This window comes from Aerococcus sp. Group 2, from assembly GCF_905125285.1.
GTDB classification, from domain to species: Bacteria; Bacillota; Bacilli; order Lactobacillales; family Aerococcaceae; genus Aerococcus; species Aerococcus urinae_E.
This window is the reverse complement of sequence record NZ_CAJHPA010000005.1, coordinates 95,770-122,701: the sequence shown is the minus strand read 5'-3', so window position 1 is coordinate 122,701 and position 26,932 is coordinate 95,770. Positions and strand designations below refer to the sequence as shown.

Below are 26,932 nucleotides of genomic sequence, written 5' to 3'. Positions count from 1 at the left end.
CTTCCAACCTCTTTTTCTATGCTCTCGGAAAAGTTTTTTTATAAATTTCGCGCATATGTTGCGAATGGATGTGGGTATAAATTTGCGTGGTAGAAATGTCAGCATGGCCCAGAAGTTCTTGAACCACTCTTAAGTCTGCCCCATTTTCCAATAAGTGGGTTGCAAATGAGTGCCGCAAAGTATGGGGGCTGACTTCTTTTCTTATCCCAGCAGCTTGGATATATTGCTTGAGCTTCTTCCAAACCCCTTGCCGACTAAGGGGACGTCCGTGATGGTTCAAATAAATCATCCCTTGAGATTGGTCATTTTCGCCCAAGAGTTTGAGGCGGCTCTCTTTGAGATAAGTCTGTAGCCAATCCTTAGCCACTTCTCCAAGAGGAATGATGCGCTCCTTGTTGCCCTTACCAATCGTTTGGAGAAAGCCGAGATCTTCGTGAAAATCACTGATTTTTAAATGGACCAATTCGCTTACCCGCAGCCCACTCGCGTAAAGTAACTCTAATAAACTACGATCTCGCAAGCCAAGAGTCGAATTGACGTCCGGCATTTCTAACAAACGATCAACTTCTTCAACACTTAGCACTTGAGGGAGCTGCTGTTTCTTCTTAGGCAAGGAGATATTTTCCACCGGGTTCTCTTCAATTACTGAGTCTAAAATCAAATATTTAAAGAAGTGACGTAGGGTCGATAAATATTGACTCATGGTTGAGACAGCCCGACCCTTTTGATTTAACTTTTCCAGCTGTTGGATAATATCCTGGCGTTTGACGGCTTGAATATCCTCTATCCCCGCTTCAGACAAAATCATTTGAAATTGATTTAAAACATTATGGTAAGTTTTAATGGTATTTTCCGAAAGACCTTGTTCTACCCGTAAAGCAATTAAAAAATCCTCAATCAAATCACTGATAGTCAAAAAATCACTTATCCTTTAAAGTTATCCCATCTTCATTTTGTTCAATTCGCTGAGTTTTCATCAGGTGGCCCAAGGCACGTTTAAATTGGGCCTTAGAAATATTAAAGGCTGATCGAATCGCATTGGGATCACTCTTATCGTTATAAGGCAAAAAGCCCTCAGGAGTACGTTTTAAGACTTGATAAATCATTTCGGCATCATCATTGATTACTTCGAAAGCACGTGGCTTTAGGGATAAGTTTAGATTCCCATTTTGACCGATACCAATAACCCGAGCTTCCACCTCTTCTCCTAGGCGGGGCTCTACTTCCCATTCACTGGGGTGAATAAAAGCCAAGTGGTAATCCTCTGTGATTAAGTGGCTCCCATTCAATTTACACTGGTAAACCCGGGCTTTTTTGACTTGATTGACCCAACGCTTTTCATTTCCCTTAACTTTACTGGTTAAAGACTGGACAACCACAGAATCGGCGAGGTTAGCCCATTGCCGGGCCTTACGATCTACAGATAATTTCACATAAAGCTTATCGCCCTTTTTAGGCCAAAGCCCTGTTTCACTAGGTAATTCATCCATAGACAGAACCATATCCTTATCTGGAAGGTCAATATCTAAAAAGACCCCTAGATCATGGCGAACTTGGGTGACTTCAGCCCAGCCATAGGTGTTTTGGCGACTCTTGGGAAAATCTAGAGTCGCTTTGGCTTGATTTTTTTGATTAGTATAGATAAACACTGGGATTTCTTGTCCAATATTCAGCGATTTTATCTTATCACTGGGGTTTAATTCAAAGGTCTTCCCCTCGAACTGGACATAATAATTCTTTGTATTATAGTCACTCACTCTAGCAGAGACTACACTAGCTAGTTCTTTCATTTACTGGTCTCCTTCATATCGATTTCTTTAAGTATAGCATAGACGCGGCCCTCCCCAAATGAATTGCCAGAAGGCCTATGAAGAAAAATAAAAAAGCCAGTACCTTATAGGCACTGACTTCGTCTCGTTCAGGCTTAGATAGTCGTTGTGGCACCATCATAAACCATACCGCGACGTGCATCCAAGGTAATCAATTGGCCTTCTTCAAGAATGTTCGTCGCATCTTTAGCATTAACGATAACCGGTGTTCCGGTATTGACACTCATTACAGCAGCATGGCTAGTTAGGGTGGCATTTTCTACAATAACAGCCCCTGCCTTCTTAATGGCTTCATTATAGCGTTCATCAGTTGTAGAAACCACTAAGATGTTATCATGGTTAGCTTTTTCAATGGCTTCTTCTGGGCTTTGAGCTTTAACCACGTGTCCAATGACTGATTGATTTCCTAGCCCTTGAGCTTCAATCAAACGTTCACCGATCATTTGAATCTTCATCAAGTTGGTGGTCCCTGTTTCCCCAACCGGTACACCAGCTGTAATAAGGATAAGGTCGCCATCTTTAGCGTAGTCTTCTTCTTTAGCAATTTGGGTGGCAAGTAAGGTCATTTCATCGGTAGATGCTGGTTTTTCAATGACCATTGGAACCACACCACGGCTAAGTAATAACTTATGCGCACGACTTTCAGAGAAGGTAAGCGCTAAGATCATGGCATTAGGACGGTACTTAGAAATTAAACGAGCAGTATGACCTGAATTTGTCGCAGCAACGATGGTTTGAATATTCAAATTGCGAGCTGTATGGGCAACAGATTGGGCAATGGCTTCAGAAACATCACTGTTTTGATATTCTTTAAGGGCTTGTTGGGCTTGACCACGTAATTCGCTTTCACGTTCAGTAGTCATAGCGATACGGGTCATGGTCTTAACGGCTTCAAGTGGGTAGTCACCAGCAGCTGTTTCACCGGATAACATAATCGCATCAGTACCGTCTAGAATGGCATTAGCAACGTCAGAAGCTTCAGCCCGGGTTGGACGTGGGTTACGTTGCATAGAATCTAACATTTGGGTAGCAGTAATCACTGGTTTACCAGCAGCATTACACTTACGGATTAATTCTTTTTGAACAACTGGCACCATTTCAGTTGGAATTTCTACCCCTAGGTCACCACGGGCAACCATTAAACCATCAGAAACTTGCAAAATCCCGTCAATATTATCTACCCCTTCTTGGGTTTCAATTTTAGGGATAATTTGAACTGTTTCGTTCCCGGTTTCTTCTAAAATTTCGCGAATCTCTAAAACATCTTCTGGCTTACGAACAAAGGAAGCAGCGATAATGTCAATTCCATTTTCTAGACCAAAACGAATGTCGGCTTCATCTTTTTCAGTGATACCAGGTAGGGAAACGGAAACACCAGGGATATTAACCCCCTTCTTGTCTTTGATTAAACCACTATTTTCCACAACAGTGGTAACAATTCCCTTATCAAAGTCAATGTCAGTAACACGTAAATCAACTAAACCATCATCAATGAGAATATGAGAATCAACATGAACATCATTAATTAATTGAGGATAAGTGACTGAAATCAAGTCTTGGGTTCCTTCAACTTCAGTCATAGAAATTTTAACGGTTTTACCCTTTTCTAAGAAAACCGGAGCATGGTCCTTCATGTTATGGGTACGAATTTCAGGGCCCTTGGTATCTAGCATAACCGCAATCCGTTTTCCAGCTTCACGTTCCACTTGGCGAATCGCTTTGATGCGGGCTAAGTGTTCATCGTGGTCACCGTGAGAAAAGTTCATCCGGGCAACGTCCATACCTGCTTTAGCTAGTTCGACTAGGGTTTCTGGATCTTCTGAAGCAGGTCCAATCGTACATACAACTTTGGTTTTCTTTAATAATTTCATATCAAATGGCATTTCATTTTCTCCTTTTATTTTTAAGACCAAACTGAGGTTTCTTGGTTAAGATCATAGAGATATTTATTGAGCGTATTACGTTTTTGACGGTCGTCTTTTTTCTCTAGGGCATTTTCAATGTCGGTATGGACAATTTTATTATCTACAATCCCCATACATACTCCAGATTGACCGTTAGCTAAAGCTTCAACCGCTGCATGTCCTAAAGAAGTTGCTAACATACGGTCTTTAGCGCTTGGTGATCCTCCACGTTGAACGTGTCCTAATACGGTAGTCCGAATGTGGTAATTCCCATATTCATCCAGTAAATCAGCAAATTTATAGCCTGGCATAACGCCTTCAGCTAAAACAATGAGGGTATGCTTCTTACCCTTTTCACGTCCTTGATTAATTTGGTCAACGACCTCTTGGATATCAAAATTAATTTCTGGAATAATCACTTGGTCAGCACCACATCCAATGCCAGACCATAAGGCGATATCCCCGGCATGCCGCCCCATTACTTCAACCACAAAAGTCCGCATGTGGCTTTTGGCGGTATCTCTTAACTTATCCAAAGCTTCTAGGGCAGTGTTGCATGCCGTATCAAAACCGATGGTAAAGTCAGTACCAGGAATATCATTATCGATTGTTCCAGGAATACCAACCGTTGGGAAGCCACGTCGTGACAAGGCTAAAGCCCCTTGGTAGGACCCGTCTCCGCCAATGACAACCAAGCCGTCAATTTCATGACGTTTTAATTGTTCTAAGGCTTTGAGTTGGCCTTCTTCCTCTGCAAATTCAGGGTAGCGGGCTGTAAACAGAATCGTTCCGCCACGCGAAGATAGGGTGGAAACATCAGCAGCAGTCATTTGGAAAATATCTCCATCTGCTAAGCCACGGAATCCATAACGTACCCCATAAGCTTCGTTACCATCAAAAATGATCTTACGTACGATTGCGCGGATCGCAGCATTCATGCCGGGAGCATCGCCACCGCTTGTTAAGACCGCAATTTTTTTTGCCATATAAATCTTATCCTTTCTTTTCCCTTCACGTCATATAATATCATGTTTCTAAGCTGATTACTAAGGGTTTTCCTATTAAAACGATTTCATTAATAAAGAACATTCTCAGAGCCGTAAATTTTTCTTAATTCTTGAATGACTTCGGGGCGGGCTTGAACAGCAAAGCGCTCACCCAATTGATATTTTTTCTGTTCTTTGGCCATGGTGAAAGTTAATTTAACCCTGCCGTGATACTGGTTGATAAGAGCAAGAAGGTCTGCTTTTTTCTCACTAGCCAGCTGGCTACTTGCCACGCGAATGTTTATTGCTTGAATCGAGTTCAGCCGTTTCCTTTCCAATTCAGTGAGTAACTGATGATTTAAGGGTTGACACTGGTCTAAAACCACTTGCAAGCCCTGTTTCCTGGTCTGAGTCTTGCCTTGGACAAGGACTTGCTGGCCTTCCCTTATGTAGGCAGCAAAATCAATATAAGCTTTAGGAAAAGCAATCACCTCAACTTCACTATGCTCATCACGCAAAGTTAAGAAAGCCATGGGCTGGTTCTTTTTCGTCTGAATTCTTTTCACCTTGACAATTTCTCCAATAATCGTCACCTGACTTTTATCGCTTAACTTATTGATGGGTTGAATTTGACCATTTTGGTAGTAAGGACGGTAGTCACTGTATAATTCGACGCTAATGGACTGACCCAGGGTTTCTTGCTCCCCCTCCAAAAGAAGACGATCATCATACTCATTCAAATGCTTAATTTCAGGAGCATAAAGCTCGCGATTCTCCTGATTGAACAAGGAAAGTTGCTGGTTGTTGCTTCCTCCAAATAAGTTCACCGCTTCTAGTAACTTTGGCAAAGCCTCTTCTATTAAGGTGCGGCGATTATATCCAAAGCTGTCCAAGGCTCCCGCAAGCGCCAATTTTTCCAGATTGTCAGCCTTTGAATAGTTTTTTGGCAGGCGTTGAATAAAGTCACCCAATGACCGATACTGACCCCCATTGAGCCGTTCCTGGACAATGGCTGTGGTAAAGTTTCGCATCAAGCCCCGAATATCAGTAAGACCGAGTAAAATATGCTGGTCATCAACTACCTGCATGGTTGTGTATGACCGGTTGACATCGGGGAGTTGGAGCTTAACCTGACAAAGACTAGCCTCATAAGTCAATTGCTGACCCTTAGTCTCATAAATCTTATGTTGCAAGAGATTCCCATAGTAAAAGGCGGCCGGATAGTGAACCTTTAGCCAGGCCATCTCATAAGCTAAATAAGAATAAGCATAAGCATGTGACTTGTTAAATCCATAATCAGCAAAAGCTTCAATGTAGGAATAAATTTTTTGGGCAACGCTTTGGCTGTAGCCCTTAGCAACAGCTTGGCGGATAAATTTCGCCTGTAAGCGGTCCATGGTTGCCTTATCTTTCTTACTGATCGTCCGCCGTAAGATATCAGCTTCTCCCAAAGAAAATCCAGCAATTTTTTGGGCAACTTGCATGACTTGTTCCTGGTAGACAATAATGCCATAAGTTTCCTTCAAAATACCTTCTAAGTCCGGATGGGGGTAAGTAATCGGCTCCTTACCATGTTTACGATTGACAAAGTGATTAATTTGTTGCATGGGCCCTGGCCGGTAGAGAGCATTTACTGCTGCAAGGTCCGCCATTGAACTTGGCTTCACTCGCCTCAAGACACGGCGAATCCCATTAGATTCAAATTGAAAGACACCTAAGGTATTGGCTTGACTAAAGAGACGATAGACCGATTGATCATTACGAGGAAAGTCTATAGGACGTAAGCGCCTTTTGCTGATTTTTTCCGCTGCTCTGACACTATTGGCTAAAATCGTTAAGTTACTTAAACTCAAAAAGTCAATTTTTAATAAACCAATCCGCTCAATTTCATGCATGGTGTATTGGGACTGGTGAATGGAATGGTTAAGGGCAGCCTGTAAGGGGATAAAATCGGTCAAGTCTTGGTCACTGAGAATAACCCCTGCCGCATGGGTAGAGACGTGGCGAGGCAAGCCTTCAATCTTTTTAGCGGTCTGAAACCAGAGCTGGCCATCCTCCTCTTCTGCTATATATTGTTGGAGTTGGCTGGAACTTTGATAAGCTTCTTCAAGAGTCTGATTTTGTGAGCTAATGGTATTGGCCCAACGGCTCATGGTCGCTTGACTCTTATTAAAAGCATTACCGACGTCCCTGATGGCCTTGCGGGCAGCAAAGGTACCAAAGGTAGAAATTTGAGCCACGTGGTCACTACCATATTTGTGATAGACATAATTCAAAATATCCTGGCGCTTATCATCAGGAAAGTCCAAATCAATATCCGGCATCGACTGGCGTTCAGGATTAAGAAAACGCTCAAAAAGTAAATGATTTCTTATAGGGTCTACATCGGTAATAAAAAGACAATAAGCTACCAAAGAACCCGCAGCAGATCCCCGACCTGGTCCGGTCATAATATGCTTCTTATGAGCATAATCCATCACGTCCCAAACAATGAGAAAATAATCATTGAAGCCCATTTGATCAATAATGGAAAGTTCGTAATCCAAGCGCTCTCGGTAGCTTTTCTCATTACCCACCCGCTTAGACAGGCCTTGATAGGCTAACTCTTTGAGAAATTCCTTACTACTTTGCCCTGATTCAATGGGATACTTGGGCAAAAGCGCTTGGTCAAACTGAATGTCTAAATGAACCCCATCAAAAGCCTCTGACACTTGGTCAAAAGCCTTAGCTAGTCCCTTGTTTTGGTAGGATTCTTGATAAGACGCTAGACTCCTTAGAAAAAACTGCCCTTCTGCCCCTGCTTTTTCTCGGTAATTGTCTAGGGGCTGATTGACTTCAATAGCAGCTAATACTTCCTGGGTAAAGACATCATTTTTTGACAAATAAGCCAACTTTGACTGGGCAATCAAGGGAATCTGACTTTTCTTAGCCAGGTCTTCCAAGGCTTCTTGATGGTAGAGATAAGATTCATCAACCCCCATATATAAGTCAGAAGCCTTGAAGATTTCCCGTAATTTATCTAAGAAGGCAGCGGCCTCTTCTTCACGCTGTTGCTTGAGAAAATGCATGTGTGGGCCATTATTAGCTTCTAAAATAGTGATCCAATTACTGTGGTTGTTAAAGATAAAGTCTCTAACCGCCTGATAATCAATTGGCTCTTGGCTTTTAATTAAGGAACTTAAGCGCATAAGAGAGCGGTAGCCTTGATCATTTTTAGCATAAATCAGCCACTCTTCTTGGTCACGCTGGTCAGGACGTTGAATTGAAACGGTCATTCCAATTAAGGGATTGATGTCATAATGCTTGCAATAATTATAAAAATCAATTACCCCATACATCACATTGACATCACTTATCGCTAAGTTTTGATAGTCTAAGGCTTTGGCCGCTTCGACATAATCCTTTACCGGCATGGGACTCTTTAAAAGCGTATAGGATGTATTCACATTTAAGGGTGTAAACACGATAGACCAACTCCTTTTAACATGATAAAAACCATCAGTTTAGCCAGCTTATTTACATATAGTCACCGCTTACTGATGGTAAAGACACTTATTTTTCTATGTATTGCGGGCCGCGGACAAACATGGCATCCCCAAAAGAAAAGAATTGATACTTCTCCTCGACCGCATGACGATAGGCGTTAAGCACATGGTCTCTTCCGGCAAAAGCAGCCACCAACATCACTAGGGTTGATTTAGGTAAATGGAAGTTGGTAATGAAATGGTCGACCACAGTAAACTTAAATCCTGGATAAATGAAAATATCAGTCCAGCCAGAATCTGCTTTCACTTGGCCATCAAATTTTTGACCAATAGTCTCTAAAGTACGAATACAGGTTGTCCCGCAAGCAATGACATGGTGGCCATTTGCTTGGGCTTGACTTATCATTTCAGCATTTTCTGGATCTAAGCGATAAAATTCTGAATGCATTTGGTGGTCACTCAGATCTTCTTCATTCACTGGTCGAAAAGTTCCCAAACCGACATGGAGGGTCAGATAAGCAATCTTAACTCCTTTTTCCTGTAGGCTCTTTAGATAGTCCTCAGTAAAGTGTAAACCCGCTGTCGGGGCTGCTGCCGAACCATTCACTTTAGCATAAACTGTTTGGTAGCGGTCTGGATCAGTTAATTTGTTCTTAATGTAAGGTGGCAGAGGCATCTCTCCTAGACTCTCTAAAATCTCTAAGAAAATCCCATCATAATAAAATTCCAGCAGGCGACCACCACCATAGTCAAGTGTTTCTTTGATTTCAGCTTTCAAGCGACCATCGCCAAAGCTAAGCCTTGTGCCGGCTTTCAAGCGTCGTCCTGGTTTAACCAGGGTCTCCCAAAGGTCGCCTTCCACATTGTTTAAGAGTAATACTTCAACGTGGCCACCTGTTGCTTCTTTTTCGCCGTAAAGACGGGCCGGTAAGACCCGAGTATTATTTAAGACTAAGACATCCCCTGCTTCAAACTCCTCTTCAATAGCTGAAAACATCTTATCCTGGTAGTGGCCATCTCTAGCATTCAAACATAAAAGTCGACAGTTTAAGCGATCCTTAGTGGGACTTTGGGCAATGAGTTCTTCTGGTAAATCATAATCATAATCTGTCGTTTTTAAGGTCATCCTCGTTCTCCTCTTTATCAATTCCTAAATGTTGGTAGGCCTTAGCGGTGGCCATACGCCCTCTAGGGGTACGTTGTAGAAAGCCCATTTGAATTAAATAAGGTTCATACATATCTTCAATGGTTTCTTTTTCTTCTGATAAATTAGCCGCAATAGTGGATAAGCCTACCGGGCCACCTTGATAATAGAAAATAATAGTCTCTAAGATGCGTCGGTCAAGATCATCTAAACCAGCCTTATCAATTTTTAAAATACTTAGGGCTCTTTCAGTAATTGCTAAATCAATAATTGCATTGGTATTATATATTTGAGCAAAGTCTCTGACCCGCTTCAATAAGCGGTTGGCAATCCGAGGGGTTCCACGCGACCGTAAGGCAATTTCATAACTTGCTTCATCTTCGATGGTTACCTCAAAGATTTGGCTACTCCGCTTAACGATTTCTTGTAATTCATCCACCTTATAATAGCGCATATGCTGGATGATACCGAAGCGGTCCCTTAAGGGGGCAGACAAGCTCCCAGCCCTAGTCGTGGCTCCCACCAAGGTAAATGGAGGCAGATCAAATTGAACCGCGTGAGCTGAACTCTCTTGGCCAACAATAATATCAACACGAAAGTCCTCCATGGCACTGTAAAGCATTTCTTCGACATTGCGGGGCAGGCGGTGGATTTCATCGATAAATAAGACATCTCCAGGGGCCAGTTCGTTGAGTAAAATTAAAAGATCACCCGTTTTTTCAATGGCTGGACCGCTACTGGTCTGCATATTGACCTGCATTTCATTACTAATGACATTGGCTAAGGTGGTTTTTCCTAATCCTGGTGGGCCGTATAACAAGACATGGTCTAAGGATTCCGTTCGCTGTCTAGCAGCATGGATATAAACCGATAGTTCGTGCTTGGTTTCTTCCTGACCAATGTAGTCTTTGAGAAGTTGCGGCCTTAAGCTAGCCTCCATGTCTTCTTCTTCAAAAAATTCTTCACCGCTTTGAAGCCTTTTTTCACTAGACATACTTATAACTCCTCACTACTTATTTTAAGGTTATGTATCTTAAAGCGACCCGGATAGCATCTGCAGTATTATCGACCTCTGAAAAATCGCCTTTTTTGATCACTTGATCAATCTCCCGCTTAGCGTAACCTAGACTGTTTAGGGCTGCTTCTAATTCAATCATCATCTGACTTGACTCTGATTGATCAGAAATGACTTCTTGGTTAGCTGGAAGCGCTTCGGATTTAAGGCGGCTGAGCTTACTTTGTAAGTCTAAGATGATCTGTTGGGCTGTTTTTTTACCAACGCCGGGAAACTTGGTTAAGAATTTGACATTTTCCGATTCAATCGCTGCAATAAAGCCAGCTTGGTCACCATAAGCTAAAATTGATAAAGCACTCTTAGGCCCAATTCCCGAAACACTTATTAATTGTAAAAAGAGTTGTTTCTCGGCCTGATCAAAAAAACCATACAGGCGTATGGCATCCTGGCTAACCGCTTGGTAGAGCCAAACTTGCACCTGTTGGCCTTTTTGATCACTTAAGCGATAAGGATTTGGAAAATAAATATAATAGGCAAGTCCCGCCGTTTCAACGACTACCGCTTCACTAGTTAAATCAACAAGTAATCCCTTGATATATTGGTACATCACTCAACCTCATTACTCCACATATTTTTTGTAGTCACTATAGCCAGCTTGGTCCATTTCTTCATAAGGAATAAATTTTAGAGCAGCAGAATTAATACAATATCTTAACCCCCCTGCTTCACTCGGACCATCAGTAAAGACATGTCCCAAGTGAGAGTCTGCTGTTTGACTTCGTACTTCAGTACGAACCATGCCATGTGAAGTATCTTGGTGCTCGTTAACAACATCCTCTTCAATAGGTTGGGTAAAAGCCGGCCAACCACAACCGGAATTGTATTTTTTACTGGAAGAGAATAAGGGTTTTCCATCCACAATATCTACGTAAATTCCCTTTTCAAAAAATTCATCATAGTCACCTGAAAAAGGACGTTCAGTGGCTTGATTTTGAGTCACTTCATAAGCTAAGTCACTAAGTTCTTTTAAACGAGCGTTTTTTTCTTCTTGATTCATAGCAGTCTCTCCTCTTTCTTTAATTTGCTTTATTTTATCATAACTAGCGGATAATCCCTATATTATTGATTCTTAGGACTTTCATGGGCATCTTGGATCCGTTTGAAGCTGCGTTCGATTTCATAATTAGAATAATGGATTAAAACGGGACGTCCGTGGGGGCAATTATAAGGGTTCTCACAGTAAGTCAGGTCGTCTAACAATTGCCGGGCCTGACGATCATCTAAATAATGATTAGCTTTTATCGAAAGCCGGCAAGACATCATAATAGCGGTTTTTTCCCGGTAGGTATTAACCGAAAAATCTTTATTTTCAATGGCTAGTTGGATCATGGAATCAATGTGTTCTTGGACCTGGTCACTCCCCATCCAAGCGGGATGGTAGTTGACTAAAAATTGATTGGGGCCAAATTCTTCAATGCCAATCCCCATAGCCCGTATCCGGTCTAAGACTTGTCTGACATCATGACTTTCTGATGAGGGATAGTCTAAAACTAAAGGAACCAGTAATTCCTGGCTAGCTGTATCCATATCACCGATGGCTTCGCGGAAGTATTCATATTTAATCCGTTCTTGAGCCGCATGCTGGTCAACTAAATACATCCCGGTTTCATCGGAACAGACCAAATAAGAAGCCTGTAATTGGCCCACATAGTCCAGTTGAGGGAAGCTTGGATTTCTCTGGCCTTGGGCTTGCCCCTCTTCATGATTAGGGCTAGCTGGCTTAAGCTCACTAGGTGTGCTTGTGCTTGGTGGGAAACTTTCTCTATGAGCACCCTCCCCTTGGTCAGCTGTCTGGGCTTCCGCTTGCCAGTCTTTGCCATGGTCTGTTTCCTTAACTAGGAAAGCTTCATTCTCAGCTGGCTCTACTTGATTTTTAAAATCAAAACGCAGTTGCTGGGTATCTTCTTGACTTTTTAGATCAATGCTGGCTTGGTGGTTAGCTGTCTCAGTAATCTCTTTCTTGCCTACATCGGGGATCCGTCTTAGGGGAGATAGTCTTTCCTGAACACTGCTTTGGATGAGGTCGTAAAGTTCTTCTTCCTTACTAATGCGAATCTCTTGTTTGGTTGGATGGACATTAACATCAAGTAATTGGGCATCAGTAGAAATATTAAGGACAGCTATGGGATAACGGCCGATCATGAGCTTAGAAGCATAGCCCTTGATAATCGCCTGACTGAGGACGTAATTTTTGATATAGCGGCCGTTAACAAATAGGGACATGTAATTGCGTGAGGCCCGGGTAAGCTCCGGCTTAGAGATATAACCGCTGAGTTGGAAATCATGGTCCTCATTCTCAATCGCTAACATGTCTTGAGCCTGTTTAAATCCATAGACGGCAGCAATAACTTCTTGGAGCCGGCCCTTGCCATTGGTTCGTAATAGCTCCCTGCCATCATGAGTATAAGTAAACCGGATATCAGGGTGGGCCATGGCTAAACGGTTCACGACATCCGTAATATGAGAAAGTTCGGTGCTTAATTGCTTAATGTGCTTTAAGCGGGCTGGGGTATTGTAGAATAAATTTTCTACTTGGATGGTTGTTCCTTGCCGTAAATGCGAAGGACGATACTCCACTTCATCGCCCCCAATTAAGCTGATAGAGGAGCCCTCTTTTCCATCACTGGTTTCCAGCGAAACTTCAGCAACTGAGGCGATCGAGGGCAAGGCTTCACCACGAAAGCCCAAGGTTTTGATCCGAAAGAGGTCTCGTGAATGATAGATTTTACTGGTAGCATGGCGTTTAAAGGCCAACTTCACATCTTCCCCACTCATTCCTAAACCATTATCAATGACTTGGATGCTCTTCAAACCAGCCTCTTCGACTTTGATATCGATACTGGTTGCCTGGGCATCAATCGCATTTTCTAAGAGTTCTTTTACCACGGAAGCCGGCCGTTCGACCACTTCCCCAGCGGCAATCTGATTAGCAACTTGTTCAGGAAGTTCGTGGATCATCCTAATCCTCCTCGCTTAGTTTCCTTTGTAATTGGTTCAATAATTCTAAGGCTTCAATAGGTGATAAATGGTTAATATCAACAGCGTCTAGCTGGTCTAAAACATAATCTTCATTCGCTGTCTTTTGATTGAGATTTTCTTGGTCAGTAAAGAGATTAAGCTGCTTGGGCTCTGCCCCTTTAGCGGATTCACTCTCCAAGTCAGATAAAATCTCAGCTGCATTGGCTAATAAGCTCTTAGGTAAGCCAGCCAGCTTAGCAACATGAATCCCATAACTCTTATCGGCCGGGCCATCATAAACCTTATGAAGAAAGACCACTTCGCCATCTTTTTCTATGGCGCCGACATGAATATTCTTAAGGGCCGGTAAATGATTATCCAAATCAGTCAGTTCATGGTAATGGGTTGAAAAGAGCACCTTCGCCTTAAGATGGTCGTGTAAATACTCTAAAATAGCTTGGGCTAAGGCAATGCCATCATAAGTCGAAGTCCCCCGCCCAATCTCGTCAAAGAGTAACAAGGACCGGTCAGTCGCATGTTGAATAGCCTGGTTAGCTTCCATCATTTCGACCATAAAGGTACTTTGCCCCGCTTGCAGGTCATCGGTTGCCCCAATCCGGGTAAAAATCTGGTCAAAAATAGGCAGGGTCGCTTGACTAGCGGGTACAAAACTTCCCATTTGCGCCATGATTACGGTAAGGCCCAGCTGACGCATGTAAGTGGATTTCCCTGACATATTAGGTCCGGTAATTAATAGAATGGAAGTGTCCTTATCCATGATGATGTCATTAGGGACAAAATCATCTCGGCCTAGGGTCTCTTCAACCACTGGGTGGCGGGAATCTTTAATCAATAAGGCCCGGTCTTCTCCACTAAAATGAGGGCGCACATACTGATTTTGTTCGCTAATTTCTGCTAGGGACTGGACCACGTCCACCTGAGCAATGGCCTGGGCGATGGCTTGCAAGTCTTTTTGATAGACTTTAACCTTTTCTCTCACCTCAAGGAAAAGCTCATATTCCAGGTCAACTGATTTTTCCTGAGCTTCCAAGATCCGATATTCCATTTCCTTTAGTTCTGGGGTAATAAAACGCTCAGCATTAGTTAGGGTTTGCTTTCTCTCATAACGACCTTCTGGTAAAAGATGAAGGTTAGCCTTGGTTACCTCGATATAATAACCAAAAACCTTATTATAGCCAATTTTTAAAGATTTAATCCCGGTCGCTTCACGCTCCTTGGCTTGCAGGTTAGCAATCCATTCTGATCCGTGGCGAATCGCCTGACGATAGTCATCCAGCTGGTCACTAAAGCCATCCCTAATAATGCCACCTTCAGTAATCGATATATTAGCTTCCGGATCAATAGCGCTTTCGATGGTTTCAACCACTTCTGGTAGGGCTGCCAGGCTGTTAAGGAGCTTGTTCCAAACACCGGTTTCTTGTCTATCACTTGGATTACCTTGGATAGCTTGTAAATTTTCAGAGACTTGGGGAACCTTTTTCAAGGAATTCATCAATTGCAGGAGCTCGCGGGCATTGACCTGCCCCATCGATATCTTAGCCACTAAGCGCTCTAAATCGTAGACCCCAGAAAGATTTTCTTGGATATTGCGCCGTTCAAAGAAGGCGTCGATCAAGGATTCTACTTGGTCTAAGCGCTCTTCAATCGTTGCTTGGATAATAAGGGGCCGGTCCAGCCACTGCCTTAGCAAACGTCCGCCCATGGCGGTTTTAGTCTCATCGAGAAAATGCAGTAAACTTCCTGAACGTTTCTGCGTTCGAATCGATTCGGTTAATTCTAAATTGCGTTTCGCAAAATAGTCCATATGCAAGTAATAATCTAACTCATAGGACTCCGCTTGGCGCCAGTGGTTAACCATACGAAACTGAGTGCTATAAACATAGGCCATCAAAACGCGCAGAGCCTTAAGCTCAATACGATGCTTAATATTTTGAGTAATTTTTTCAAAGGCGCTTTCCGGTAATTGATCGAGGGTTTTCTGATTAATATAGGAAGAGGTGAAAGGAAAGAGCTGCTCGAGTTGGGCCAAGTCATCTTCGCTCAGTTCATGATAAAAGACGACTTCCTTGGCTTGAATTTGTGAGAATTCTGTTAACAACATTTCAAATGAATCCATATGGGTCACTTTCAGCTCGCCTGTTGAAATATCAGTATAAGCTAAAGCATAGGCGCCTTCTTGATGTATAATCGCACAAATAAAGACATTTTCTTTATCGCTAGAATTGTAATAAGTCCCCGGGGTAATCACTTTGATCACCTGGCGGTCTACCATACCCTTAGCTTGCTTAGGATCTTCCATTTGTTCAGCGATAGCGACCTTATAGCCTTGGTTGACTAGGGTTTTCACATATTCGTCCGCTGAATGATAGGGAACACCGCACATGGGAATGGGGTCATCCGCATTCCGATTTCGACTCGTTAGGGTAATTTCTAATATCTGTGCCGCTTTTTTGGCGTCATCATCAAACATTTCATAAAAATCGCCCAGCCTAAAAAATAAAAAGGCATCGGGATATTGATCTTTGATCTGATAGTATTGCTCCATCATTGGTGTTTTTTTCTTCGCCATTGTTTACATCCTTTAATCTTAACTTTTTACAATCTTATCTATTCTAACACAGAAAAGCAAAGGGTGAAATTCACAGCCTTAATAATTCGTGATAGAATAAAAGCTAAAAAAGGAAAGGAATTAATCATGTTAAAGCACTTATATCTCATGCGCCACGGCGAAACAGAATTTAATTTGGAGAACCGCGTACAGGGCTGGTGTGATTCCCCTTTAACTGAAAAAGGCATCCGACAAGCCGAGCTGGCTAGAGATATGCTAAGGGAACGGGAAATCACTTTTACCCATGGCTACAGCTCACCACTTGATCGGGCCAGAGAAACGCTTAAATATAGCAGCCCCAATCATATGCCCACAGAAACAGTCACTGGTTTGAAGGAATGGGGCTTTGGTTCACTAGAAGGGCAATCTCGCGACCTCATGCCTAAACCTCTCTCAGCACCTAAAACGGATGATTACTACTGTCAGTATGGTGGTGAAAAAGCCAGCGAAGTCTGTCAACGCATTAATCAGAGTCTTCAAACCATTATGTCTAAAGAGGATAGCCAGCAAGTCTTAGCCGTCGCCCACGGAGCAGTCATCTACCAATTTGTAAAAGACTTCCTTCCTGACCCGGTTGCTGGTATCGGCAACTGCGAAATCTTTCACTTTGTTTACGATTTCAACACCTTCACCTTTATAGAAAATATGAAGCCTTATCGGGAAATGTCCGTGTCTGGTGAAAATTTATTTGCAAAATCGGACAAAACGTTATAAGATATACTTTGTTGCTAACTTAGTTTAGCCGGGAGAAGTAGCGAAGAGGCCGTAACGCGCTTGACTCGAAATCAAGTTGTCGGGAAACCGGCACGTGGGTTCGAATCCCACCTTCTCCGTAGTCAAATTTCTAATAACACCCAATAACCCCTAATCGTTTTTAAATCAGCGTTTCTAAGGGTTTCGATTTCCTAATAATTTCTAATAATCGCCAACTTTCACCCAAAAATATATAACTTTTTTATTTCACAAACTATTGCCAGTCAACGTGTCAGCACCCCAAGGGGTGCTTTTTTCTATAACTTTTTTGCCCTTCTTGTCCTATATTGAAAAACACTTTTAAAATAAGTTGTGACTACTTAAAAACAGTTAATTCCAAAATAAATCGTACAAATATCGTACAAGTTTTTGTCCCCGCCTAGAGGGGTAATAGAATAGAATGAATGAGCGGTCATTAGAACCGCTTTTTTATTTTGCTTATTTAGGACTTCTGTCTGCTCTCCTTCATAAAAGCACAAAATCTTAGCTTTTTTACATTGTAATATCCTAGAATCACATCCTATGTTAACAAGCATAATAAAAAGCCCAAGCTCTACTTGAACTTGGACTATAGCTATCTCAATGCATGCTAATTATTTGCGACGTTTCAAGACAGTTGCTCCAGCTGCGACTAAGGCAAGGCCAAAGCCTGTAAAAGATGCAGCAACTACACCAGTTTTAGGTAAAACAGAATGAGTAGCCGGTGCAGAGGTCGCTTTAGCAGTCGAAGATTTTTCTTCCTTAGGAGCTAAGGCTAGGACTTTATCTGTCTTGGTATCTTTATTTTGATTTGCTGTCACTGGATCATTTGTATCAGAAGCAGTCACTAAAGTTGAAACTTGTGAACCTTCTTCTGCAGTCACTGACTTATCACTATCGCTAGATGGAGCAACAGCTGTAGGAGTTGCTAGTGTAGGTGCTACAGCAGTGTTAGCTTGGCTAGTTGGACTAACAAGCGGAGTGATTGGTACGGTTAGAGTTGGTGTTGTCGGTTGAGCTATAGGTTTTGGCGTTGGGACTGGATCCGGCGTCGGTTCTGGTTCAGTTTTGTTTGTTGGTTGAACTGGCTTTGGATCCAGTACTGGAACTGGTTCTGGATTTGGCTTAGGTTCTGGTTGTGGTTTTGGGGTTGGCTTTTCTTCCGGTTTTTGTTGAACCGGTTCTGGTTCTGGATCCGGCGTTGGTTCTGGTTGCGGGTCCGGTGTAACTGGTGTCGTTGGTTTTTCATCCAACGTTGGATCTGGATTTGGCTTAGTTGGTTCCGGATTTGTAGGCTTTGGTTTTTCAGCTTCCCTTGTACCGACTAAAATAATTTTATTTTTCGGTTGACGAATAACAACACCCTTCGAATCTCTTAAACCATCCTCACCTTCTTGTTTAACGATGGTTTTACCCTTTTCAAGTGTTGAATCTTCAATTCTTTCCACTTCAAAAGGAATAGGCTCAGTTTTTTGATCTTCTGGTGCTGGTATCGTTTCAGTAATCTTTCCAGCTGGATAATCAGTATCACCAACTTGACGAGATATGGTCAAGGTGCCAATAGGATCTATAGCATTTTTATACTTAGAAGAATCTACGCCAGGGGCAAATTTTGAAAATCTTCCGTAACCAAAAGAAATATTATTAGGATTTAAAATCTGATAAAGGTGGCCGTTATTAGCAGTAAATTTCCCATTGGCTTCTTTCAAGGCAGGTAATTCACTACTCATCCAAGCCTTCATATCAGCTTCGACATTGGGGCGACCCCAGCTCAGGTTTTCCAGTGTAGCATTACTATTTTTATATTGTGGTTTACTTACCCCATCGGGTCCCTTATGGTCAATTTTTCCATGGATAGCTGTTTCTTCCGCCCGGATGTAGGCATCCTTTTCATTCATGCGGTCATAGCGGACATCATTGACATACTGCTCCTTGGTCAAACCTTTATGGGTCACATAGTTTTTAAGTGAAATTCCTTCAAAAGGCACGGTTTCATCATCATAATAAGCATTACGGGTATTGCGGATTATTTCCAAAGCTTTTTCAGCTTGCTGTGGATCTTGGATTTCATAGCTATCATTTGCAAAATCATTGTTTGGAGTGGCTGAAGCATATGTTGTAGTCAAAGTGACATTAGTAGTTCCATTTTCTTGGGCTTGGACCTCTTGAGGATTGGCTGCTAAGAAAGCGGCGACAGCAACAGAGGCAAGGCCAAGGTTTAATTTACGAAATGAAAGTGTCTTTTCTTTATTCTGCATGGATTCTCCTCCTTATTCATCTCATGTCCTAAGTATACTATATTTTTTACAAAATATTTATAAAAATAAAATAATTACTTGAACTATTATTAACTTTAATAAAATGAACACATGCAGAAATGAAATAAATCATAAAAACTAACATTTTAGACTAAGTCACATAAAAAATAAGCGAACCGACCTTTCCAATAAGGATTTATCGATTCGCTTATTCTTTCATTCTGGAATTTACTACTCCAGATTTCTTTATTTTTAATCAAAGCTTATTGTATAGCTTAGGTAATTTATCTTGCATAATCCACAGAACGGGATTCACGTATTACCGTCACCTTAATTTGGCCTGGGTAATCCAGTTCGTCTTCAATACGTTTAGAAATATCATGTGACATCTTAACGACACTTAAGTCATCCACCTTTTCGGGGTTAACAATCACACGAATTTCGCGGCCTGCTTGAATAGCGTATGTCTTCTTCACACCACTAAATTCATTAGCTAAGGCTTCTAAACTTCTTAAACGTTGAATATAATTCTCTAATGATTCACTTCGAGCACCGGGACGAGCAGCCGACAAGGCATCAGCAACCTGAACAATAATGGCAATCGCAGAAGCAGATTCGATATCTCCATGGTGGGCCGCAATGGCATTAATAACGATATCATTTTCATTATATTTACGAGCGAGTTCAGTACCAATTTCAACGTGGGTACCTTCCACCTCGTGGTCCACGGCTTTGCCAATATCATGTAATAATCCACTTCGTTTAGCCAGTTGTTCATCTTCGCCGAGTTCACTAGCAATAATACCAGCCAGTTTAGCTACTTCGACACTATGGTTCAAGACATTTTGCCCATAGCTGGTGCGATAGTTTAAACGTCCGACTAACTTGACTAAGTCTGGATGCATATCATGAATACCTAGGTCAAAGGTGGTCTCTTCCCCAGTATCACGAATTTTTGTATCCATTGATTTTCTAGCACGTTCAACCGCTTCCTCAATTTTTGCTGGATGAATACGTCCATCCTTAATTAGATTTTCTAAAGCAATCCGAGCAATTTCCCGACGAATCGGATCAAAACCACTGAGTACCACCGTTTCTGGAGTGTCGTCGATAATTAAATCAATCCCAGTCAAGGCTTCAATGGTTTTAATATTCCGCCCATCTTTACCGATGATACGACCTTTCATATCATCGTTTGGTAAATCGATACGGGTTACCGAAGTATCGGCGACTGTATCGGCAGCAGATGTTTCGATTGCTTGTAAGATAATTGAAGTAGCGAGCTTATGTGCTTGCTCTTTATAGTTTTCTTCTGCATTTCGAATTCGTAAAGCAATTTCATTAGATAAGTTTGCTTCTGTCTCTTTCAAAATCAAAGCCTTGGCATCTTCAGTTGTCATCATAGAAATCCGCTCGATTTCATCTTGACGTTCCTGGACCATTGCTTGGGCTTCTTCTTCTTTTTGAGAAACATTTTTTAAGCGATCTTGAATCGATTGCTCTTTAGAAAGCTGATCATTTTCCTTATTGGTAAGAACATTTTCACGCCGGTCAAGATTTTCTTCTCTTTGGAAGAGTCTTTGCTCTTTTTGAGTGATTTCTTGACGGCGATCACTTAATTCGCTTTCTACTTGATTGCGATAATCCTGAGCTTTCTCTTTTGCATCTAAAAGAATTTCTTTTCTTTTAGCTTCAGCATCTTTATTTGCTTGAGCTAAAATTCCTTTTGCAGTATTTTGCGCCTCATTACGTTCTTCTTCTTCAACATTTTGACGTCTTTTGTAACCAATTACTAATCCGACTAAAAGGCCAACAATTAAAGTAACGATAACGAAGGCAATAGTTAAACCATCCATAGTTTCACCTCCGTGTCTATTTAATTGTTTGCTTTTTTAAATAAAAAAATCATAAAATTTCAAATGCAAAGCATTTATTTAAATTTTATATTTTTTTCACATTATTGTCAATTATTCTAGAAGCGCTACCAAAAAATTCTCCTTCTGCTCTGAAAGCAAATATAAGGAAATATTGATAGGATGAGACGCTTATAGGTAATAGATACAGGTCATAATCTCATTATTTATAAGACTTTTCTAAAGAAAAAACTTGGTTAAGAACACCAAGTTTTTGGAAAAATATTTTATTCTTCATCATCGTTAAATAAATCTAGGGTTTCATTTTCTTCATCACTTGATGAATCGTTTTTAGCTTCTTCATTGCTTGTTTCATCCTCTGAATCATCATCTTCAACAGCTGGACCAAAACCATACTCTGCTCGAACCTTACTATCAATTTCCTTAAATATGTCAGGGTTTTCGGTAAGATATAGTTTGGCATTCTCGCGTCCTTGGCCAATCCGGTCATCCCCGTAAGAATACCAAGAGCCGCTCTTCTTAATGATATCCATGTCAGCAGCTAAATCAACTAATTCACCCGCTTGAGAAATTCCTTGCCCATACATAATATCCACTTCAGCAACCTTAAATGGCGGAGCTACCTTATTTTTTACTACTTTAATCTTAGTGCGGTTACCAATAATATCCTGACCGGATTTGATCCGTTCCCCGCGTCTAACTTCTAGACGAATAGTGGAATAAAATTTTAGGGCCCGTCCCCCTGGGGTGGTTTCTGGGTTACCAAACATGACACCTACTTTTTCACGGATCTGGTTAATAAACATGGCAATGGTTTTCGTCTTATTAATGGAACCCGATAACTTCCGTAGGGCTTGAGACATCAACCGAGCTTGGAGCCCCACATGGGAGTCCCCCATCTCACCTTCAATTTCAGCCCGTGGAACTAAGGCAGCAACAGAATCGACAACGACAATATCAATCGCACCAGAGGACACTAAGGCATCAGCAATTTCTAGCCCTTGTTCACCAGTATCCGGTTGGGAGAGTAATAGCTCATCAATGTCAACCCCCAAAGCTCTAGCGTATTCAGGGTCTAAGGCGTTCTCAGCATCAATAAAGGCAGCAATACCACCTTGTTTTTGAACCTCGGCAACAGCATGTAGAGCAACAGTGGTTTTCCCAGAAGATTCTGGACCGTAGACTTCAATAATTCGTCCACGCGGATAACCTCCGACTCCTAGGGCAATATCTAAAGATAAGGAGCCTGACGGAACAGTCGACACCTGAGTATCCGTTGATTCTCCCATCTTCATTATAGCTCCCTTACCAAAGTTTTTTTCAATTTGTTTAAGGGCCTGGTCTAAAGCCTTTTGGCGGTTTGCATCATGTGATGTACTCATTCAATATCCTCCTCGTTTATCTTTCTATCTTAGTCTAACGGCATTAAGTCAAAAAAGCAAGCAAAAACAGAACAAATGTTCTTAGGCTTTTTCTTGGATAAAATCTAACACAGCTTGGTAGATAACCTTTAAACGAATGGCTGAACGGTTGCCATTAATGTGATAGCGTTTGACCTGGGTAGACTGCCCTTGGCTAGCAAAACCACAATAGACGGTTCCAACTTCTTGACCTTCCATCTTATCAGGACCCGCAACTCCGGTGAAGCTAATGGCATAATCAGCCCCATAGTCCTGGCAGGTTAATTCAGCCATTTGCCGAGCACAAGCCTCGCTAACCATGCCCTCTTGGTCGAGAGTTGCTTGACTTACGCCAATGACATGAGCCTTGGCATATTCACTATAGGAAACTGTTGACCCTTTAAAAATTTTTGAAGAGCCTTCATGGTTGACCAATAAATGCGCCGCTAGACCACCCGTCAGGCTTTCAGCAAAGGCAATTGTTTTTCCTTCTTGGTTCAAATAATCGAACAAGGCATCCATAGGGAGGTAGTTATAACCACTTCCGTAATAATAGTCACCAACCAGGGCAAGTATTTCTTCCTGGGTTTGGTCGAGCAGTTTATCTGTAACTGCGTGATTCTCCCCTTGGGCCGTGAGTCTTAAGGTGACTACTGATTTAGAGGCATAAGGAGCGATCGTTGGATTACTTTGTTTAGCGATCAGGTCTTCTAGACGACTAGTTAAGGCCGCTTCCCCAATACCAAAGAAATTTAAAAAGCGAGAAGCCAATACCTGTTTATTGGACAAATGTTCAAAGAGATAAGGCTTAACCTCATTAATAAACATAGGTTCCAATTCATCTGGAAAACCAGGCAGGAAGACATAGAGACAGCCATTTTTATGAATGAGGCTTCCACAGGCTTGCCCCGTTTCATTCTTTAGCGATAGGCCATTTTTGAAAGTCAGGGCCATCTGTAGGTTGTTGGAGGACATGCTTTGATGGCGGTCCTGGTAGTACTGTTTTATCTGCTCTAAACATTCTTGGTCGTAGATAAGCTCTTCATTTAAGTATTCGGCAATGACTTGCTTGGTCAAATCATCCTGGGTCGGTCCAATTCCTCCAGAGTAAATGATCATATCACTACGTGACTCGGCAATCTGAGTTAATTCAACTAAGCGCTCAGGATTGTCCCCCACCACCGTCTCATAGTAGTGTTCAATCCCTAGTTCATTCAGTTGTCTGGCGATAAATGGGGCGTTGGTATTGACAATTTGTCCCATCAGCATTTCTGTTCCTACCGCAATTATTTCTGCCTTCATGATTTCCTCCACTCTATTATTCCGTACTTTCAGCAATTTTTATTCTCTTCTTTAAAAACTATCACTAAAGACTTGCCAATTCTTTTTAAAATAATCATAACCTGAATAGATGGTTGCTAGTAAAGCCAGGTAGAGGCAAAACTGTCCGAGTGAAAATGGCAAGGCTTGGAAAGGAAAATCGTTCACTAATAATAAAATGATTGCCAACATCTGGGTACAGGTCTTGATTTTTCCTGGCCACTTAGCTGCCAAAACCTCTCCTTCAGTCACGATCAATAGCCTTAAGCCCGTAACAGCCAACTCCCGCATCACAATAATGGCAACAAGCCAAGCTGGCGACTTGCCTAGAGCAATGAGCTCGATTAGGGCAGTAATGACCAACATTTTATCCGCTAAGGGGTCGGCAAATTTACCAAAGTTGGTCACCAGGTTATCACGACGAGCAATATAGCCATCCAGCCAATCGGTCAAACTCGCTATGGCAAAAATAAGGGCTGCTACAGCGAATTGAATATTCACGCTTTGACTGCCAATGGCCCATGTTCCCCAATCAAAAGGAATTTCTATTAATAAAATAAATAAAGGAATCATCAAAATCCTTAGCATGGTCAGTCGATTAGGTAAATTCATTATGACAATGTCCTCCTTTAGGAAAATATCTCTTACATTATATCACGTTTTAGACAGTCAAAAAGCAATCCGTCCCATTAAAAAAGTCAAAGAGCGAGTCACCACTAAAGATTCCCTGCTCTTTGACTTATTTAGAATGAGAGTGCAACAAGTGCGTTTAAATAAAAAGCGATCTGCACCCGGAGCACATTTTGAATTAGATAGTTGGATTTTGAAAAGAGATTAGGGCCTTTAGCCAGGCCTCCTAATCTTCTTGATCTTCTTGTTTTTCAGAAATATTAACCGTGCGCGGCTTACTTCCGTTTTGTTCTGAGACAATGCCGCGTGCCTCCATGTCATCAACTAAGCGGGCGGCACGGTTGTAACCAATGCGAAATTGACGTTGCAACATGGAAATCGAAACCGTTTCGCGGCCCTTGACAAAATCAATAACCTCATCCCACATCTCATCAAGGTCGTCAGCCGCGCTATTCTCATTCACTTCGCTAGGCATCATCGCCTCACTATAATTAGCCTCTTGCTGGTCTTTAACAAAGTCAACTACGCTTTCAACCTCTTCATCAGTAATGAAAGCCCCTTGTACCCTTAAAGGCTTACCCTCGCCCATGGGCATAAAGAGCATATCACCACGACCAAGGAGTTTTTCCGCGCCATTTTGATCGATAATTGTCCGTGAATCAGTCCCACTAGAAACAGCAAAAGCAATCCGGGAAGGCACATTAGCCTTAATGATCCCCGTAATAACATCAACGGACGGCCGTTGGGTAGCTAAAATCATGTGAATACCAGCTGCCCGTGCCATTTGTGCTAAACGGGTGATGGCAGCCTCAACTTCTTTGGAAGCTACCATCATTAAGTCAGCTAATTCATCGACAATAACCACAATATAAGGCAGCAAGGCTTGTTTATCATCACTGGTCTCATTATATTCACTCACATGATGGTTATAGCCATAGATATTCCGCTGACCCGTTGCGGCAAATAATTCATAACGCCGCTCCATTTCCTCAACGACCTTATTCAAGGCTTGGGCGGCTTTGCGTGGATTAGTTACTACTGGAGTTAGTAGATGAGGAATACCGTTATAGACGTTTAACTCAACCTTTTTGGGGTCAATCATCATTAATTTCACTTCATTAGGCTTAGCCTTTAATAAAATGGAAACAATCATCCCATTGATGCAGACGGATTTACCAGAACCAGTAGATCCCGCAATTAAGAGATGGGGCATTTTCGTTAAGTCCGCCACCCGGGTGTCCCCATAAATTGACCGTCCCAAGGGAACTTCTAGTAACTTCGTATTGGCTGGCTGGTTCTCAAAACTGTCTCTAAAAGAAACCACAGATACCTTTTGGTTAGGAACCTCAATACCAATCACTGATTTTCCTGGAATTGGCGCTTCGATCCGGATATCCTTAGCAGCTAAGGCCAAGGCGATGTCGTCAGCTAAGTTGGTAATTTTAGATACCTTGGTACCGACTGCCGGTTCAATTTCATACTTGGTAACTGCCGGACCTAAATTCGCCTTAGTCACCTTGGCATCCACATTAAAGCTGGCTAAGGTTTTTTCCAAAGTTTTGATGTTTTCTTTAATAATGTGGTACTCACTACTTTGATCCGTGTGGTGAATTGGATTTAAGAGGCTGACTGGAGGGAGTTTATAATCGGGATTTTCTTCTTCGGCCTCGATAGTTAAATCAGATAAGTCTTCTCCATCATCCTCTTCGTCGATATCTAGGCTTAATTGGCTGGCTTGGTCTTGGCTTTGGCTTGCCTTTTCCTGGTCAAGACTTGTTTCTTCTGATCCCACTAAGTTTTGGTAGTTGGGGCCCACAATTTCCACAGCGGATTCTTGATTTTTATCGTCGTCAAAACTGACTTCACTATCTTCATCTGCTCCATCAGCCAGCTTAGGGGAATAATCTTTCACTGGGGTTTCTGGCTGACTTTCCTTAACCTTATTCGCCTTGGCTTCTTTTCGCTTAGCAGATCTCTCCTTAGTAGCATTTATAAAGCCTTGTAGCCACTGCACCGCCATTTGAAACAGATTTTGGACACTGGAAATCATTTCTTGACCGGATATATTTAGGCAGTAAGCTAGCCAAGCTAAAGCAGCTAGCAAAATAAGTAAGTAAGTTCCCCATTGGCTGAGGATAAAGTAACTCACTTGATAGAGACCAGCGCCCATGATACCGCCACCAACATCGGGCTGAAAATTTCCCTTAAAACCTGCCAAAAAGTGATTTAAACTAACAGCAAATAGAGATTCCCCCTTGGCCATGACTTCTTTAAACTGGATCGCATGGCAGAGTAAAGCCAAAATGGGGACGGCTAATAGCAGAGAACTGTAAGGGCGTTTGCGCCAATTTGGCCCTTGGTTGGTTAACAAATAGGCAAGGGCGGTAATGGCCACCAGGAAGAATCCCAATAGATAGAGCTCGCCCACCATAAAGCGCATGCTGGCTTTAACAATTCGACCTAAAAAGCCCAGTTGAAAACTCCCTAGCCCGGTTAAAATTAAAATAAAAAAAGCGATAATCGCTTGTTGGTAAGTATTATTTGTTTTTTTCTTTGAACGTGTTTTTCTTTTTGCCATAGTTCCTCCCGACTCATCTCTTCTTAAGTCAATCAGTCTTCATTATATAATATCCCTCCATTTTTTTAAAGCTGGGTCTTGGTGGGCCTCTCCATAGAATCAATCAATTTAATTAGCGGGATTATGTTAA

18 protein-coding genes and 1 tRNA gene are annotated in these 26,932 nt (G+C 42.0%); 2 read left to right on the top strand and 17 right to left on the bottom strand.

The features are described from left to right. Nucleotides 1–16: 16 nt before the first annotated feature. The 11 genes from xerD to mutS all read right to left on the bottom strand — a co-directional run bounded on the left by xerD (nucleotide 17) and on the right by mutS (nucleotide 15,971). Nucleotides 17–910, bottom strand: a complete 894-nt coding sequence (gene xerD, locus JFU01_RS07565) for a site-specific tyrosine recombinase XerD (RefSeq protein WP_195856490.1) — start codon at nucleotides 908–910, stop codon at nucleotides 17–19. Between the two features lie 10 nt (nucleotides 911–920). Beyond that, nucleotides 921–1,790: a CvfB family protein gene (locus JFU01_RS07560; RefSeq protein WP_195856464.1), complete on the bottom strand. Its 870-nt coding sequence runs from the start codon at nucleotides 1,788–1,790 to the stop codon at nucleotides 921–923. A gap of 134 nt (nucleotides 1,791–1,924) precedes the next feature. Next, nucleotides 1,925–3,712 carry a pyruvate kinase gene (gene pyk, locus JFU01_RS07555; protein ID WP_195856463.1) on the bottom strand — a complete coding sequence of 596 codons (1,788 nt, stop codon included), beginning with the start codon at nucleotides 3,710–3,712 and terminating at the stop codon, nucleotides 1,925–1,927. 20 nt (nucleotides 3,713–3,732) lie between these two features. Next, nucleotides 3,733–4,719 carry a 6-phosphofructokinase gene (gene pfkA, locus JFU01_RS07550; protein WP_195856462.1) on the bottom strand — a complete coding sequence of 329 codons (987 nt, stop codon included), beginning with the start codon at nucleotides 4,717–4,719 and terminating at the stop codon, nucleotides 3,733–3,735. 89 nt (nucleotides 4,720–4,808) lie between these two features. Further along, complete coding sequence (locus JFU01_RS07545) at nucleotides 4,809–8,183, bottom strand: DNA polymerase III subunit alpha (protein WP_195856461.1); 3,375 nt, start codon at nucleotides 8,181–8,183, stop codon at nucleotides 4,809–4,811. Nucleotides 8,184–8,271: 88 nt separating this feature from the next. Next, nucleotides 8,272–9,330, bottom strand: a complete 1,059-nt coding sequence (queA, locus tag JFU01_RS07540) for a tRNA preQ1(34) S-adenosylmethionine ribosyltransferase-isomerase QueA (protein ID WP_195856460.1) — start codon at nucleotides 9,328–9,330, stop codon at nucleotides 8,272–8,274. Further along, nucleotides 9,305–10,342, bottom strand: coding sequence for a Holliday junction branch migration DNA helicase RuvB (gene ruvB / locus JFU01_RS07535; RefSeq protein WP_060778050.1), 1,038 nt, complete (start codon nucleotides 10,340–10,342; stop codon nucleotides 9,305–9,307). The genes queA and ruvB overlap by 26 nt, the downstream gene beginning before the upstream one ends. Nucleotides 10,343–10,361: 19 nt before the next feature. Then, on the bottom strand, nucleotides 10,362–10,970 hold the full coding sequence (gene ruvA / locus JFU01_RS07530) for a Holliday junction branch migration protein RuvA (protein ID WP_230086957.1): 609 nt from the start codon (nucleotides 10,968–10,970) through the stop codon (nucleotides 10,362–10,364). A 12-nt stretch (nucleotides 10,971–10,982) separates the two neighbouring features. Continuing rightward, the gene (gene msrB / locus JFU01_RS07525; protein WP_195856458.1) at nucleotides 10,983–11,420 is read right to left on the bottom strand and encodes a peptide-methionine (R)-S-oxide reductase MsrB; all 438 of its coding nucleotides are present in this window, start codon (nucleotides 11,418–11,420) and stop codon (nucleotides 10,983–10,985) included. 62 nt (nucleotides 11,421–11,482) lie between these two features. After that, a complete protein-coding gene (mutL, locus tag JFU01_RS07520; protein ID WP_195856489.1) occupies nucleotides 11,483–13,387 on the bottom strand; it encodes a DNA mismatch repair endonuclease MutL in 1,905 nt (634 codons plus the stop codon). Further along, on the bottom strand, nucleotides 13,383–15,971 hold the full coding sequence (mutS, locus tag JFU01_RS07515) for a DNA mismatch repair protein MutS (RefSeq protein ID WP_230086956.1): 2,589 nt from the start codon (nucleotides 15,969–15,971) through the stop codon (nucleotides 13,383–13,385). The genes mutL and mutS overlap by 5 nt, the downstream gene beginning before the upstream one ends. 126 nt (nucleotides 15,972–16,097) lie before the next feature. Between mutS and JFU01_RS07510 the strand changes: the two genes are divergently transcribed. Next, nucleotides 16,098–16,724, top strand: a complete 627-nt coding sequence (locus JFU01_RS07510; RefSeq protein ID WP_195856457.1) for a histidine phosphatase family protein — start codon at nucleotides 16,098–16,100, stop codon at nucleotides 16,722–16,724. Between the two features lie 31 nt (nucleotides 16,725–16,755). Further along, nucleotides 16,756–16,843: transfer RNA gene (locus JFU01_RS07505), tRNA-Ser, on the top strand. A gap of 513 nt (nucleotides 16,844–17,356) precedes the next feature. Here JFU01_RS07505 and JFU01_RS07500 read toward each other — a convergent pair. The 6 genes from JFU01_RS07500 to JFU01_RS07475 all read right to left on the bottom strand — a co-directional run bounded on the left by JFU01_RS07500 (nucleotide 17,357) and on the right by JFU01_RS07475 (nucleotide 26,802). Next, the gene (locus JFU01_RS07500) at nucleotides 17,357–19,000 is read right to left on the bottom strand and encodes a G5 domain-containing protein (protein ID WP_195856456.1); all 1,644 of its coding nucleotides are present in this window, start codon (nucleotides 18,998–19,000) and stop codon (nucleotides 17,357–17,359) included. Between the two features lie 284 nt (nucleotides 19,001–19,284). Further along, nucleotides 19,285–20,856 (bottom strand): ribonuclease Y, encoded by a 1,572-nt coding sequence (rny, locus tag JFU01_RS07495; protein ID WP_064292335.1) that lies wholly within the window; start codon nucleotides 20,854–20,856, stop codon nucleotides 19,285–19,287. A 284-nt stretch (nucleotides 20,857–21,140) separates the two neighbouring features. After that, a complete protein-coding gene (gene recA, locus JFU01_RS07490) occupies nucleotides 21,141–22,256 on the bottom strand; it encodes a recombinase RecA (RefSeq protein WP_195856455.1) in 1,116 nt (371 codons plus the stop codon). A gap of 81 nt (nucleotides 22,257–22,337) precedes the next feature. Continuing rightward, a complete protein-coding gene (locus JFU01_RS07485; RefSeq protein ID WP_195856454.1) occupies nucleotides 22,338–23,576 on the bottom strand; it encodes a competence/damage-inducible protein A in 1,239 nt (412 codons plus the stop codon). Between the two features lie 51 nt (nucleotides 23,577–23,627). Continuing rightward, complete coding sequence (gene pgsA, locus JFU01_RS07480) at nucleotides 23,628–24,206, bottom strand: CDP-diacylglycerol--glycerol-3-phosphate 3-phosphatidyltransferase (protein WP_195856453.1); 579 nt, start codon at nucleotides 24,204–24,206, stop codon at nucleotides 23,628–23,630. Between the two features lie 244 nt (nucleotides 24,207–24,450). Beyond that, nucleotides 24,451–26,802 (bottom strand): DNA translocase FtsK, encoded by a 2,352-nt coding sequence (locus tag JFU01_RS07475; protein ID WP_195856452.1) that lies wholly within the window; start codon nucleotides 26,800–26,802, stop codon nucleotides 24,451–24,453. Nucleotides 26,803–26,932: the final 130 nt, after the last annotated feature.